10 protein-coding genes are annotated in these 13,849 nt (G+C 71.2%); 4 read left to right on the top strand and 6 right to left on the bottom strand.

Annotated features, from left to right (window positions below):
* Positions 1-25: 25 nt before the first annotated feature.
* Positions 26-1,627, bottom strand: a complete 1,602-nt coding sequence (locus CCS38_RS25575) for a Gfo/Idh/MocA family protein (protein WP_223735664.1) — start codon at positions 1,625-1,627, stop codon at positions 26-28.
* 274 nt (positions 1,628-1,901) lie between these two features.
* Between CCS38_RS25575 and CCS38_RS25570 the strand changes: the two genes are divergently transcribed.
* Positions 1,902-3,281 carry an alpha-amylase gene (locus CCS38_RS25570; RefSeq protein ID WP_223735663.1) on the top strand — a complete coding sequence of 460 codons (1,380 nt, stop codon included), beginning with the start codon at positions 1,902-1,904 and terminating at the stop codon, positions 3,279-3,281.
* Between the two features lie 37 nt (positions 3,282-3,318).
* On the opposite strand, the gene CCS38_RS25565 is transcribed toward CCS38_RS25570, so the two are convergent.
* A complete protein-coding gene (locus tag CCS38_RS25565) occupies positions 3,319-6,261 on the bottom strand; it encodes an FAD-binding and (Fe-S)-binding domain-containing protein (RefSeq protein ID WP_223735662.1) in 2,943 nt (980 codons plus the stop codon).
* A gap of 52 nt (positions 6,262-6,313) precedes the next feature.
* Positions 6,314-6,760 (bottom strand): MarR family winged helix-turn-helix transcriptional regulator, encoded by a 447-nt coding sequence (locus CCS38_RS25560; protein ID WP_223735661.1) that lies wholly within the window; start codon positions 6,758-6,760, stop codon positions 6,314-6,316.
* Positions 6,761-6,917: 157 nt separating this feature from the next.
* Between CCS38_RS25560 and CCS38_RS25555 the strand changes: the two genes are divergently transcribed.
* Both CCS38_RS25555 and CCS38_RS25550 read left to right on the top strand, forming a co-directional pair.
* Positions 6,918-8,765 carry an ABC transporter ATP-binding protein gene (locus tag CCS38_RS25555; RefSeq protein WP_223735660.1) on the top strand — a complete coding sequence of 616 codons (1,848 nt, stop codon included), beginning with the start codon at positions 6,918-6,920 and terminating at the stop codon, positions 8,763-8,765.
* A gap of 10 nt (positions 8,766-8,775) precedes the next feature.
* Entirely contained in the window at positions 8,776-9,408 is a 633-nt protein-coding gene (locus CCS38_RS25550) for an AAA family ATPase (protein WP_223735659.1), read from the top strand.
* A 29-nt stretch (positions 9,409-9,437) separates the two neighbouring features.
* Here CCS38_RS25550 and CCS38_RS25545 read toward each other — a convergent pair whose 3' ends face one another.
* The 3 genes from CCS38_RS25545 to CCS38_RS25535 are packed head-to-tail and all read right to left on the bottom strand — an operon-like array spanning position 9,438 to position 12,401.
* On the bottom strand, positions 9,438-10,082 hold the full coding sequence (locus CCS38_RS25545; protein ID WP_223735658.1) for a LutC/YkgG family protein: 645 nt from the start codon (positions 10,080-10,082) through the stop codon (positions 9,438-9,440).
* Complete coding sequence (locus tag CCS38_RS25540; RefSeq protein WP_223735657.1) at positions 10,079-11,596, bottom strand: lactate utilization protein B; 1,518 nt, start codon at positions 11,594-11,596, stop codon at positions 10,079-10,081. Before CCS38_RS25540 ends, CCS38_RS25545 begins: the two co-directional genes overlap by 4 nt.
* Positions 11,597-11,648: 52 nt before the next feature.
* Positions 11,649-12,401 carry a (Fe-S)-binding protein gene (locus CCS38_RS25535; RefSeq protein ID WP_223735656.1) on the bottom strand — a complete coding sequence of 251 codons (753 nt, stop codon included), beginning with the start codon at positions 12,399-12,401 and terminating at the stop codon, positions 11,649-11,651.
* Positions 12,402-12,545: 144 nt separating this feature from the next.
* Between CCS38_RS25535 and CCS38_RS25530 the strand changes: the two genes are divergently transcribed.
* Complete coding sequence (locus CCS38_RS25530) at positions 12,546-13,829, top strand: MFS transporter (protein WP_223735698.1); 1,284 nt, start codon at positions 12,546-12,548, stop codon at positions 13,827-13,829.
* Positions 13,830-13,849 lie beyond the last annotated feature (20 nt).

Raw genomic sequence — 13,849 nt, 5'->3', positions numbered from 1 at the left:
GGTGTCGGCCGAGCCCCAGAGCCCGTCACCTCGTCGGCTTCTCCGAGTCCATCCCCGGCCGGGCCTTCTTCCAGTCGCCGCGCGTGAAGTCCGGTATCTCCAGCGGCATGCCGTGCGCCTTGATCGACAGGTCGCTCAGCGGTACGGGCGCGGTCCAGATCGCCGCGTCGTACACGTCGAAGTCCGGCACCAGGCCCAGGTGCAGGCACTGGGTGAGCCGGAAGACCAGCATGTAGTCCATGCCGCCGTGTCCGCCCGGCGGGTTGGCGTGCTCCTTCCAGAGCCAGTGGTCCCACTCCGCGAACTCACCGAAGTCGTGCCACTGATCATCGCTGTGGCCGGGTTCGAGATAGATCCGCGACGGATAGTCCTCGAAGACGCCCTTCGTGCCGCCGAGGCTGTTGATGCGGCTGTACGGGTGCGGCGTGGAGACGTCGTGCTCCAGGCGGATCACGCGGCCCTTGGCCGTCTGGACGAGGGAGAGCGTCCGGTCGCTCTCGATGTACGTCTCCTTCCAGCTCGGGTCGCCGGCCGGCATGTGCTCCTTGCGGTACGCGGCCAGGCCCAGCGAGGGCGTGCCGAAGCTGGAGATCCGTACCGCCCGGTCGCCGCGGTTGACGTCCATGTAGTTGGCGACCGGCCCGAACCCGTGGTTGGGGTACAGGTCGCCGCGCAGCCGGGTGTGCCACAGCCGGCGCCACGGGCCTTCGTAGTAGTCCGGGTCGAACATCAGGCCGCGCAGGTCGTGGTTGTAGGCCCCGGCGCCGTGCAGCAGGTCGCCGAAGAGGCCGGCGTGCGCCATCCGCAGCACCCGCATCTCGTTCCGCCCGTAGCAGCAGTTCTCCAGCTGAAGGCAGTGCTTACGGGTCTGTTCGGAGAGGTCGACCAGTTCCCACAGCTCCTCCAGCCGGAGGGCTATCGGGCACTCGACGCCCACGTGCTTGCCGTTGAGCATGGCCGTCTTCGCCATCTCGAAGTGCGAGTCCCAGGGCGTGGCGACGTAGACGAAGTCGATGTCGCCGCGCTTGCAGAGGTTCTCGAAGTCCTGGTCGCCGTTGGCGTAGACGGCGGGGGCGGGCTGACCGGCGTCGGTGACCTTCTTCGCGGCCTCGGCGGTCTTCTCCTTGACCGGGTCGCAGATCGCCACGACGCGGGTGTTCGGTACGGCGAGGAAGAGGTCGATCATGGAGCCGCCGCGATTGCCGAGGCCGACGATGCCGACGCGTACGGTGCTGCGCCCTTCGAAGGGCACGCCGATCATCGTCTTGCCGCGCCGCTTCGGTGCCGCCGCGGTGTCAGGGGCGGATCCGGCGGAGACCGGAGACGCGGCAGCGGCCGGTGCCGCCGCTGCCCCGGCCGCTGATGCCGTGCCCGCGGCCATTCCGGCGAGTCCGAGCCCGGCGCCCGCGGCGCCCGCCGTCCACAGCACCGAACGGCGGCTCGGACCGGCCCCGTCGACCGCACCGCTGCCGCCTGCCGTACCGGCCCCGCCGCCGGCCGTACCAGTGCCGCCGCCTGCCGTACCAGCGCCGCCATCAGCCGTCCCGGCGCCGCCGTGCTCGCCGTGCTCGCCGTGCTCGCTGTGCTCGTCGTGCTGGTCGTGAGGCTCAGGTCGTGCGTCGTGCATGGGCCCTCCCGGGGTGCGGATGGTGCGCGGCGAATACGTCCAAGCTCGAAGAGGACCTTGGTGGTTGAGACCACTGGGCACAAGGGGGCTCATTGGACTCCTGAGGCGAGTTCTTGGACTCTTTTCTTGCGCAAGCTCCTGGAAATTCTTGCGGAACGCCTTGACGTGTTCACTTCGTAAAGGCAGGCTCCTCGCTGAATCCCCCCACGGCGGCCAGGCGCGTGGCTGCCTTCGTGACGCGTCCCCCACCGCGTCCGTACGCAGAAGGAGCCGCATGTTGCACCAACGTTCCCGGATACTCGGCGGCACGCTGGCCGGTGTGCTCGTGGCCGCCGGCCTCGCGACCCTCGCGCCCTGGCAGTCACAGGCCACCCCGCCCGGTGAAAAGACCGTCACCGCCACGCTGTTCGAGCGGCCGTACGCGGACGTCGGCAGGGCCTGTACCGACCAGCTCGGCCCGGCCGGCTACGGCTACGTCGAGGTCTCGCCCGCCTCGGAGCACATCAAGGGTGACCAGTGGTGGACGTCGTACCAGCCGGTGAGTTACAAGATCGCGGGCCGGCTCGGCGACCGCGACGCCTTCGCCGCCATGGTCTCCGCCTGCCACAAAGCCGGTGTCAAAGTCATCGCCGACGCCGTCATCAACCACATGTCGTCCGGGTCCGGCACGGGCACCGGCGGCACGCAGTACACGAAGTACGGCTATCCCGGGTACTACCAGGACCAGGATTTCCACTCCTGCCGTAAGGACATCTCCGACTACGGCAACCGTGACAACGTGCAGAACTGCGAACTGGTGGGCCTGGCAGACCTGGACACCGGCAGCGACGCCGTCCGCACCACCATCGCCAAGTACCTCGACGACCTGCGCTCGCTCGGCGTCGACGGCTTCCGCATCGATGGCGCGAAGCACATGGCGGCCGACGACATGGCCGCGATCAAGGGAAAGATGAGCGACCCGGGTTTCTGGGTCTCCGAGGTCATCTACGGGGGCGGCGAGGCGGTCCAGCCGGAGGAGTACACGGAGATCGGCGACGTCGACGAGTTCCGTTACGGGGGCCACCTCAAGAGCGCCTTCCAAGGGGGCAGCATTGCCCAGCTGAAGTCCGTCGCCGACGGCAAGCTCAGCAGCGGGTCGGCGCGTACCTTTGTCGACAACTGGGACACCGAGCGCAGTGGTTCGACGCTCACGTACAAGGACGGCGCGACGTACACGCTCGCGAATGTCTTCATGCTGGCCTCGCCCTACGGCTCGCCCAACGTCTTCTCCGGCTACGAGTGGTCCGACAAGGACGCGGGTCCGCCCAGCGGCGCCGACGGCTGGACGGACATGCACGCGAAGCAGGAGATCACCGGGCTGGTCGGGTTCCGTAACGCGGTCGGCGACGCCGAGTTGACCGACTGGTGGGACAACGGGGCCGGCGCGATCGCCTTCGGCCGCGGCGACAAGGGCTTCGTCGCCCTCAACGCAGGCGACGGCGAGCTGTCCGAGACCTTCGCGACGCCGCTGCCCGCCGGTACGTACTGCAACGTCGCAAAGGCCGCGCCGGACTCCTGCGACGGCAACACCGTCACGGTCGGCGACGACGGCAAGGCGCAGCTGACCGTGCCCGCGAAGGGCGCGGTGGCCCTGCACGCGGGCGCCAAGAGCTGAACACACGCACGCGCACACGTACGACGCGGCCCGTCTTTCAGGCGGGCCGCGTCGCCCGTTCCAGTTCCAGCAGCACCGAGTAGTAGCCGCGGCCCTCCGTCGCGTGGTCCATGCCCACCTCGCACATCCGGTTCGCCGACAGGTGCGCATCGAAGTGCCGGGACGTCACCTCCACCGCCTCCCGGGCCGTCGCCGCCTCGGTCAGCTCCTTGTGCAGCATTCCGCGGTCGCCCGCGAAGGCGCAGCAGCCCGCGTCGTCCGGTACCACGACCTCCTGGGCGCACGCCTCGGCGACCGTACGGAGCTGCGCCTCGTCGCCCAGGTGGCGCATCGAACAAGTGGGGTGCAGCACTACGGAGTCCACGGTCCGCACCACCTCCAGGTGCGGCAGCAGCTCGTCGGCCGCCCAGACGACGGAGTCCACGACGGTCAGTTCGGCGTGCAGCTGCTTGTTGTCCTCGGTGAGGTACGGGACGACCTCGTGGGCGATGCCGAGCGTGCACGAGGACGCATCGACGACCAGGGGGAGCCGGCCGCCCGCGGTCCAGCCCCAGGCCGCTTCCACGATGCGGTTCGCCATCACGGCGTTGCCCTCGTCGTACCCCTTGGAGTGCCAGATCGTGGCGCAGCAGGTGCCCGCGACGTCCCCGGGGATCCAGACCGGCTTGCCGGCCCGCCGGGACACCGCGACGACGGCCTCGGGGAGGGAGGGACCCTCGTACCCGTCCGGCTCCCCGAAGATCCGGTTGATGCACGCCGGGTAGTAGACCGCGACCGCGTCCTGCTTACGGGTGGGCGGCAGCCGGCGGGCCGCCGCGCCCGGGAGCTCGGGCAGCCAGCGCGGTACGAGGTCGGGGCGTACGGCCTTGCGGGCGGCGTCCGTCATGGTCTCCAGCAGCCGGTCGCCGAGCCGCTCGCTGATCCGGTCCGCCGCGGCGACCGCGAGCCGGGCCGACGCCTCTACCGTCTTGAAGCGCTTCGCGGCGAGCGCGGCGGCCTTCTCCTCGCGCGGGGAGTGCCGCCGGTGCCGGAAGTCCTTCATCATCGCGCCGGTGTCGATGCCGACCGGGCAGGCCAGCTTGCAGGTCGAGTCGCCCGCGCAGGTGTCGATCGCGTCGTATCCGTAGGCGTCCACAAGCGCACCGGTGACCGGTGAGTCCGGGTGCTGGCGCATCATTTCGCGGCGCAGCACGATGCGCTGGCGGGGCGTGGTGGTGAGGTCGCGGCTGGGGCAGACCGGCTCGCAGAAGCCGCACTCGATGCAGGGGTCGGCGACCGCCTCGACCTCGGGGATGGTCTTCAGGCCGCGGAGGTGGGCCTTGGGGTCGCGGTCCAGGACGACGCGCGGGGCGAGGATGCCGTGCGGGTCGAACAGGTCCTTGATCCGCCACATCAGGTCCGTCGCGCGCGGTCCCCACTCCAGCTCCAGGAAGGGCGCGATGTTGCGTCCGGTGGCGTGCTCGGCCTTGAGCGAGCCGTCGAAGCGCTCCACGGTCATCCGGCAGAAGTCGTCCATGAAGGCCGCGTAGCGCGCCACGTCCTCGGGCTTCGCCGCGTTGAACGCGAGGAGGAAGTGCAGGTTGCCGTGGGCGGCGTGGCCGGCGACGGCGGCGTCGAAGCCGTGCCGGGCCTGCAGCTCCAGCAGCGCCGTGCAGGCGTCCGCGAGCTGTGCGGGCGGTACGGCGAAGTCCTCGACGAGCAGCGTCGTACCGGAGGGCCGGGAGCCGCCGACCGCGGTGACGAACGCCTTGCGGGCCTTCCAGTACCCCGCGATCGTGCCCGGGTCGCGGGTGAACTCGTTGGTGACGGACTCGACCGGCGCGACCAGTTCCAGGTCGTTCAGAACTTGCTGGGCGGCCTCTTCGAACGCCGCCTGACGTTCTTCGTCCGGGGCGCGGAACTCCACGAGCAGCGCGGTCGTTTCCGTGGGGAGTGCCGCCCAGTCGGCGGGTACTCCGGCGACGCGGACCGAGGCGCGCAGCGTGTTGCCGTCCATCAGCTCCACGGCGAGCGCGCCCGCTTCGTTGAAGCGCGGGACGGCGGCGGCAGCGGCCCGCAGATCGGGGAAGAAGAGCAGTGCGGTGGAGGTGCAGCGGTCCAGGGGCAGGGTGTCGAATACCGTCTCGGCGATGAAGCCGAGCGTGCCCTGGGACCCGACGATCAGGCCGCGCAGGATCTCGACGGGGGTGGCGCCGTCGAGGAAGGCGTCGAGCCGGTAGCCGTTGGTGTTCTTGAGCTCGTACTTGGCGCGGATGCGAGCGACCAGCTCGGGGTCCGCCTCGATCTCCGCCTTCAGGGCCAGCAGCCCGCCGCACAGGGCCGGTTCGGCGTGGGCCAGCTCCTCGTCGGCGGCCGGGTCGGCGGTGTCCACGACCGTGCCTGAAGGCAGCACGACCGTGGCGGAGGCGAGCGTGCGGTAGGAGTTCCGGGTGGTGCCGGCCGTCATGCCCGAGGCGTTGTTGGCGACGACGCCGCCCACGGTGCAGGCGATGGCGCTGGCGGGGTCGGGGCCGAGCAGCCGGCCGTGGCGGGCCAGCGTGGTGTTGGCCCGGACGACGGTCGTCCCCGGGCCGATGCGGGCCTGCTCGCCGTCGCCCAGTACCTCGATGCCGGCCCAGTGGCGGCGCACGTCGACGAGGATGTCCTCGCCCTGTGCCTGACCGTTGAGCGAGGTGCCGGCGGCGCGCAGGACGACCTTGCGGCCGTGGCCGTGCGCGTAGGAGAAGACCGCCGAGATGTCGTCGATGTCCTCGGCGAGCACGACGACCTGCGGGACGAACCGGTAGGGGCTCGCGTCCGAGGCGTACTTCACGAGGTCGGAGAGGCTGTGCAGGATCTTCTCCGGCCCGAGCAGGGCGGTCAGGTCGCCGCGCAACGGCTCGGGCGTCCCGGACGCCTGCTCGTCGGCCACCCGGTCGACGGCCGGGCCCTCGGTCGTGGCGGGGCGCAGTACGGTCGGCTCCGGCTCCAGCAACGGCATGGCTTCTCCTCGTAGGCGGCCCGTCGGTAGCGGCCCATCGGTCCGGCGTCGTTCAGCAGCGCCGCCCCGGCTCGTCGACCAGGGTGGACAGCAGCCCGCCGAGCAGCTCGCGCTGGTCGGCGGTCAATGGAGCCAGGATGTCCTCCGCGGCGGCCCGGCGCGCGCTTCGCAGCGCCCCGAGTGTCGTCCGGCCGGTCTCGGTCATCTCGATCCGCACGACGCGTCGGTTGGCCGGGTCCGGCACCCGGCGTACGGCGTCCGCCGCCTCCAGCGCGTCCACGAGGGTGGTCACCGCGCGCGGTACGACGTCCAGGCGGGCCGCCAGGTCGGCCATCCGGGGCGGGGTGTCGCAGTGCGCCACGATGCGCAGCAGCCGGGACTGCGCCGGGGTGAGGGCGAGTGGTTCGAGATGGCGCTTCTGCGCGCGGTGCATCCGGCGGGTCAGCCGTACCAGCTGTTCGGCGAGGTCGGTGTCGGGTCCGGTCTGGGGGGAGGACATGCCGGGAGGTTATCAGGACTAAGTTCATTGTGAGTATAGGTAACAATGGGCTACCCTCGGCAGGCGTCCGGGTCCCGACGCGGCCCGCCGCAACCCCGGAAGCCGCCCGCCGATTCCCGGCAGCCGCCCGTCGGCCCCGATCACCCGAAGGAGCTCATTGCGTCCCGACACCATTGACTGGACCCCGCCGCCCAAGGATGAGCAGCAGCCCGTCCAGGTACGGCGGATCCTCCGCCTGTTCCGGCCCTACCGCGGCCGGCTGGCCCTGGTGGGCCTGCTGGTGGCCGCCGCCTCGCTGGTCTCCGTCGCCTCGCCGTTCCTGCTGCGTGCGGTCCTCGACGTGGCGATCCCGGAGCGGCGCACCGGACTGCTGAGCCTGCTCGCCCTCGGCATGATCGTCACCGCCGTGATGAACAGCGTCTTCGGGGTGCTGCAGACGCTGATCTCCACCACCGTCGGCCAGCGCGTCATGCACGACCTGCGGACCGGTGTCTACGCCAAGCTGCAGCGAATGCCGCTGGCGTTCTTCACCCGTACGCGCACCGGCGAGGTGCAGTCCCGTATCGCCAACGACATCGGAGGCATGCAGGCCACCGTCACCTCCACCGCGACCTCTCTGGTCTCCAACCTCACCAGCGTCATCGCCACCGTCGTGGCCATGCTCGCCCTGGACTGGCGGCTCACCCTCGTCTCCCTCCTGCTGCTCCCGCTGTTCGTCTGGGTCAGCCGGCGGGTCGGCAACGAGCGCAAGCGGATCACCACCCAGCGGCAGAAGCAGATGGCCACGATGTCCGCGATGGTCACCGAATCGCTCTCCGTCTCCGGCATCCTGCTCGGCCGCACGATGGGCCGCGCCGACTCGCTCACCGAGAACTTCACCAAGGAATCCGAACGGCTGGTCGGCCTGGAGATCCGCGCGAACATGGCGGGCCGCTGGCGGATGGCCACCATCGGCATCGTCATGGCCGCCATGCCCGCGCTGATCTACTGGGCGGCGGGCCTGGTCCTCCAGCTCGGCGGCCCGGTCTTCTCCATCGGCACGCTCGTCGCCTTCGTCTCCCTCCAGCAGGGGCTGCTGCGCCCGACCGTCTCGCTGCTCACCACCGGCGTGCAGATGCAGACCTCGCTCGCGCTCTTCCAGCGCATCTTCGAATACCTCGACCTGCCGGTGGCCATCACCGAGCCCGAGAAGCCGGTGCGGCTGGCGGCACCCCGCGGGGAGATCCGCTTCGAGGACGTGACCTTCGCGTACGACCCGGCCGCGGCGCCCACCCTGTCCGGCATCGACCTGACCGTCCCGGCCGGCGGCAGCCTCGCCGTGGTCGGCCCGACCGGCAGCGGCAAGTCCACGCTCAGCTATCTGGTGCCGCGGCTGTACGACGTGACCGGCGGCCGCGTCACGCTGGACGGGGTGGACGTCCGCGAGCTGGACTTCGACACGCTCGCCCGTTCGGTGGGCGTGGTCTCCCAGGAGACGTACCTCTTCCACGCCTCGGTCGCCGACAACCTGCGCTTCGCCAAGCCCGACGCGACCGACGAGGAGATCCTCCGCGCCGCGCGGGCCGCCCAGATCCACGACCACATCGCCGGCCTGCCCGACGGCTACGACACCCTCGTCGGCGAGCGCGGCTACCGCTTCTCCGGCGGCGAGAAGCAGCGCCTGGCCATCGCCCGCACCATCCTGCGCGACCCGCCGGTGCTGGTACTGGACGAGGCCACCAGCGCACTGGACACCCGTACCGAGCACGCCGTCCAGCGGGCCATCGACGAGCTCTCGGCGGGCCGCACGACGATCACCATCGCGCACCGCCTCTCCACCGTCCGCGACGCCGACCAGATCGTCGTCCTGGACGCGGGCCGGATCGCCGAACGCGGCACGCACGAGGAACTGCTGGCCGCCGACGGCCGGTACGCGGCTCTGGTACGGCGCGACGCCCAGGAACCCGCACCCCCGTCCCCCGACGGCCCGGAACCGCTCTCCCCGTCACGAGCCGCCCTCTCCTAAGCTCGGGCCCATGCTCCTCTGGATCAACGGACCCTTCGGCGGCGGCAAGACGCAGACCGCGCACGAGCTCCGGCGGCGCCTCCCGGGCAGCGTGGTCTGCGACCCCGAGCACATCGGCTTCGGCCTGCACCGGACGCTGCCGCCCGGGCTGCGCGGCGACTTCCAGGACCTGCCCGCCTGGCGGCAGGGCGTGTACGAAGTACTGGACCGGGCCCTGGACGGGCACGACGGCACGGTGATCGTCCCGATGACGGTCGTGGAACCGGCCTACTTCCGCGAGACCATCGGCCGGCTGCGCGACAGCGGCCACGACGTGCGGCATTTCGCCCTGCTGGCGGACCGCCGGACGGTGCTGCGGCGGCTGCGTGAGCGCGCCGTCGGCCGCGCCCTCCACCTGCTCGCGGGTCAGCACGCGCCCCCACGCCACGAGACCTTCGCCGTGCGGCGGCTGGACCGGTGCCTGGAGCAGTTGGCAAAACCGGAGTTCGCCGAGCACCTGTGGACCGACCGCCTCACGGTCCCCGAGGTGGCCGACCGCATCGCTGCCTCTGCCGGCCTCCGGCTGACCTCGAACACCGACGGCCCGCTCCGAGGCAGGCTCCGCCGGGCCGGGGTCGGCCTCCGTCACATCCGCTTCGACTGACCGGCCCGCACGCTGCTGTGCAGTACGCCTCACGGCGTCATCAGGACCACCTCCAGCGTGCGCGGGCCGTGCACGCCCTCCACCCGGTCCAGTTCGATGTCGCTCGTCGCGGACGGGCCGGAGATCCAGGTGAGCGGGTGCCGTGGGTCCAGCCGCTCCAGCGCCTGGGGCACGGACGCCACGACCTGCTCCGGCATCCGTACGACGCAGATGTGGTGGTCGGGTACGAGTGTGATGCGGCGGCGGCCCTGGTCCGGGCCCGCGTCCAGGACGATCGTGCCGGTCTCGGCGATGGCGACCGCGCAGCCCGTCACCACGCTGTCCACCGCGTCCAGTTCGCCGGGCGTCGTCTCCGGCACGTCCGGCACCACTTCCAGGTCACAGTCCGCCAGCCACTCGGGCGGCAGCCCCGCGGGCGCCACCACCGACCGTGAGCCCCGCTCGCCCAGCAGGTGTGCGAGCAGTCCCGGCAGCCCGGCGGCGTCGATGCCGTGGACGATCGCGCGGTAGTCCACGAGGTTCTCCGCCAGCAGCTGCACGGTGTCCTCCGTGGGGAGCTCGCCGTGCGCCCGTAGATAGTCCCTCGGTACCGCGGTCTCCTCGGGGCCCGAGGTCCGCGGTACGTCCGCCAGCGCCCGGCGCACCCGCGCCAACACCACGTCCCGGCTGCTCACTTCCCACTCTCCTTACGCCCGTCGCCGCGCCCCACACGTTCGTCGCCGCGCTCCGCGCCCCGGGTGCGCTGCCACCAGTCGCGGAACGACTCCGCCGGTACCGGCGGCAGGTCGCGGGTGTCGGACCAGGCGCGTGCCGGACCCGGCAGCCGCCGCGGGTGCAGCTTCCGGGTGCGGGCCGCCAGCCGCTGGCCCGCGCGCAGCACACCGGGCCGGTCGAACACGAAGCCCGCTGCACGCATCGCAGCGCGCTCCGCCGCGTGCCCCTTCGCCGGCTGGATGACCGTCCGCATCCCGCCCCGGACGACCTTGCCGCCCTCCACCACGCGCTCCCGCAGGTGCACCAGCACCTCCGGAATGTCGATCGCCACCGGACACACCTCGTAACAGGCCCCGCACAGCGATGACGCGTACGGCAGGGAGGCGTCCAGCGCGCTCGCCGTACCGCGCAGCTGCGGCGTGAGGATCGCGCCGATCGGCCCCGGGTAGGCCGAGCCGTACGCGTGCCCGCCGGCCCGCTCGTACACCGGGCAGACGTTCAGACAGGCCGAGCACCGGATGCAGCGCAGCGCCTGCCGGCCGACCGTGTCCGCGAGCGTGTCCGTCCGCCCGTTGTCCAGCAGGACGAGATGAAACGTCCGCGGTCCGTCCCCGTCGGTCGTGCCCGTCCACATCGAGGTGTACGGGTTCATCCGCTCGGCTGTGGAGGAGCGCGGCAGGAGTTGGAGGAAGACCTCCAGGTCCTGCCAGGTGGGGACCACCTTCTCGATGCCGACGACCGAGATCAGGGTCTCCGGGAGCGTCAGGCACATCCGGCCGTTGCCCTCGGACTCCACGACGACCAGCGTCCCGGTGTCCGCGACCATGAAGTTGGCGCCGGAGATGCCGACCTTCGCGCGCAGGAATTTCTCCCGTAGGTGCAGCCGGGCCGCCTCGGCCAGCTCCGTCGGCCGGTCGCTGAGCCCGTCCGGCGCGGGCCGTCCCCAACTGCCCATCTGAGTCCGGAAGATGTCGCGGATCTCGGAGCGGTTGCGGTGGATCGCCGGGACCAGGATGTGCGACGGGCGGTCCTTGCCGAGCTGCACGATCAGCTCCGCGAGATCCGTCTCGTACGCGCTGATCCCGGCCTCGGCCAGCGCCTCGTTCAGCCCGATCTCCTGCGTCGCCATCGACTTGACCTTGACGACCTCGCGCTCGCCGGTGGCCCGCACGAGACGCGTCACGATGCGGTTGGCCTCCGTCGCGTCGGCCGCCCAGTGCACCTGGCCGCCCGCCGCGGTCACCGCCTCCTCCAGCCGCTCCAGATAGTGGTCCAGGTGGCGCAGCGTACGGTCCTTGATCGCGCGCCCCGCCGCGCGCAACTGCGCCCAGTCACTCAGCTCGCCGACCGCCCTGGCGCGCTTGTCCCGGATGGTGTGCGTGGCGTACCGGAGATTGGCGCGCAGCCGGGTGTCGCGGGTGGAGCGGTCGGCGGCCGCCGGGAAGGCCGGCATGCCCAGGTCGGTGACGCTCACAGCATGTTCCCTTCGCTCACAGGGCAAGTCCCCGCGCTTGCCGGGCATTCGCTCACAGCACGTTCCCTTCCGTACTGGCGAGGATTTCCGCGATATGGACGGGCCGGACCGTCGAGCCCTGCCGCGAGAGTGTGCCGCCGATGTGCATCAGACAGGAGTTGTCGACCGTGCAGACCGCCTCGGCGCCGGTCTCCTGGATGTGCCGGGTCTTGTCGGCGCCCATCGCGGCGGAGACGGCCGGGTTCTTGACGGCGAAGGTGCCGCCGAAGCCGCAGCACTCCTCGGCGCCCTCCAGCTCGCGCAGTTCGAGGCCCTTCACATGCTGGAGCAGGGTGCGCGGCCGGTCGCCGAGCCCCAGCATCCGCAGGCCGTGGCAGGTCGGGTGGTAGGTGACGGTGTGCGGGTAGTACGCGCCCACGTCCGTCACCTTCAACACATCGACCAGGAACTCCGTCAGCTCGTACGTCTTGGGCACGGCTTCCGCCGCCGCCTCGGTGAGCGCACGGCCGCGCCCCTCGGCCGCCGCCTTCTCGCCCAGCCGCGGATAGTTGTCGCGCACCATCGCCGCGCACGACCCGGAGGGCGCCACGACGTACTCGTAGTCGCGGAACGCTCGCGCGTACCGCAGCGCCAGTGGCTCGGTGGCGTGCCGGTAACCGGTGTTGAACTGCGGCTGCCCGCAGCAGCTCTGCTCGGCCGGGAAGCCGACCTCCACGCCCAGCCGTTCCAGGAGGGTGACCACCGCCCGGCCGGTCCGTGGGTACAGCGTGTCGTTGATACAGGTGACGAAGAGCGCTACACGCACGTTGCCATCTCCTTTCGGCCGCCGTATCCGCTGGCGGCCACCGGCCTCGCGGGGGCATGATCACCTGACGGCTCATCCTGCCCGAGCGGCAGGGCCACGTGAAGGACCCGGGAGCGGAGGCGCATGTCGAGCGCGGAGAACAAGATGGCGGACCGGCAGGCGGGGGAGCGGCGCCCGGTGTCCGCGGTGCGGCAGCTCACCGCCGCCTCGGTGGGTAACGCGGTCGAATGGTACGACTGGTACACTTATACCTTCCTTGCCACGTACATCGCCGCGCAGATCTTCCCCAAGAGCGCCGACAATTCGCTGGTGCCGCTGCTCTCGACGTTCGCGGTCTTCGCGGTGGGATTCTTCATGCGGCCCGTCGGCGGGCTGCTGATGGGCGCGGTCGCCGACCGGCGCGGGCGCCGTGCGGCGCTGACGGTGACCATTCTGCTGATGGGCGGCAGCAGCCTCCTGATGGGGCTGACGCCGACGTACGCCGCCGCCGGGATCCTCGGCCCGGTCGTCCTCGTTCTGGCCCGTCTGCTCCAAGGGCTCTCGGTGGGCGGTGAGTTCGCCGCCTCGACCACCTTCCTCGTGGAGTCCGCCGGGCCCGGCCGACGCGGACTCTTCTCCAGCTTCCAGTACGTCTCGACGACCATCGGGCAGCTCGTCGCATCCGGCGTCGCGGCGCTGCTCGTCGCGAATCTCGCGCCCACCACCATGGACAGCTGGGGCTGGCGGGTCCCGTTCGTACTGGGCGCGCTCCTCAGCCTCGTGGGCTTCTGGATCCGACGCGGCGCGGAGGAGACGCGAAGTGAGGAGCAGGCCAAGGCGCCCCGCCCCGGCCTCTTCGAGGCGCTGCGCCGCCATCCGCGCGAGTCGCTGCTGATCTGCGGCATCACCGCAGGCGGCACGCTCGCGTACTACACGTGGACGTCGTACCTGCCGACGTACGCCGAACTCAACGCCGGGGTGGAGAAGGCGGACGCGCTGCTGGCGGGCACCCTCTCGCTGTTGTTCTTCGCCGTTCTCCAGCCCGTCGCGGGCATCGCGTCCGACCGCTTCGGGCGCAAGCCGCTGCTGCTGATGTTCGGGATCGGCTTCGCCGCGCTGAGCGTGCCGCTGCTGCGCACGCTCGACGACTCCTTTGTCACGCTGCTGCTCGTGCAGTGCGCGGGCATGGTCCTGCTGAGCGGTTTCACGGCCATCTCGGCGGCCGTGAACGCGGAGACCTTCCCGGCCCGGGTGCGCGCCGCGGGCATCGGCTTCCCCTACTCCCTCACCGTCGCCCTCTTCGGCGGCACGGCGCCCTACATCGGCACCCTGTTCAAGGACCTGGGACAGGCCGGTCTCTTCCCCGTATACGTGGCCGTGCTGTGCCTGGTCTCCTCCGCCGTCTACCTCCGGCTGCCCGAGACCGCTCACCGCCCGCTGGAGCGGTGAGGACGCGGGGTGCCGGTCGG

Source organism: Streptomyces purpurogeneiscleroticus (assembly GCF_020024005.1).
Taxonomy (GTDB): Bacteria; Actinomycetota; Actinomycetes; order Streptomycetales; family Streptomycetaceae; genus Streptomyces; species Streptomyces purpurogeneiscleroticus.
The sequence above is the reverse complement of the archived record's forward strand: the minus strand, read 5'-3'. Positions and strand labels throughout refer to the sequence as shown.

Excerpts from the sequence above, each read along its gene's own strand:
- CCS38_RS25575 (WP_223735664.1), bottom strand. The coding sequence starts at position 1,627 with ATGCACGACGCACGACCTGAGCCTCACGACCAGCACGACGAGCACAGC.
- CCS38_RS25550 (WP_223735659.1), top strand. The coding sequence starts at position 8,776 with ATGCTCCTCTGGATCAACGGACCCTTCGGCGGCGGCAAGACGCAGACC.
- CCS38_RS25570 (WP_223735663.1), top strand. The coding sequence starts at position 1,902 with ATGTTGCACCAACGTTCCCGGATACTCGGCGGCACGCTGGCCGGTGTG.
- CCS38_RS25560 (WP_223735661.1), bottom strand. The coding sequence starts at position 6,760 with ATGTCCTCCCCCCAGACCGGACCCGACACCGACCTCGCCGAACAGCTG.
- CCS38_RS25565 (WP_223735662.1), bottom strand. The coding sequence starts at position 6,261 with ATGCCGTTGCTGGAGCCGGAGCCGACCGTACTGCGCCCCGCCACGACC.
- CCS38_RS25530 (WP_223735698.1), top strand. The coding sequence starts at position 12,546 with ATGGCGGACCGGCAGGCGGGGGAGCGGCGCCCGGTGTCCGCGGTGCGG.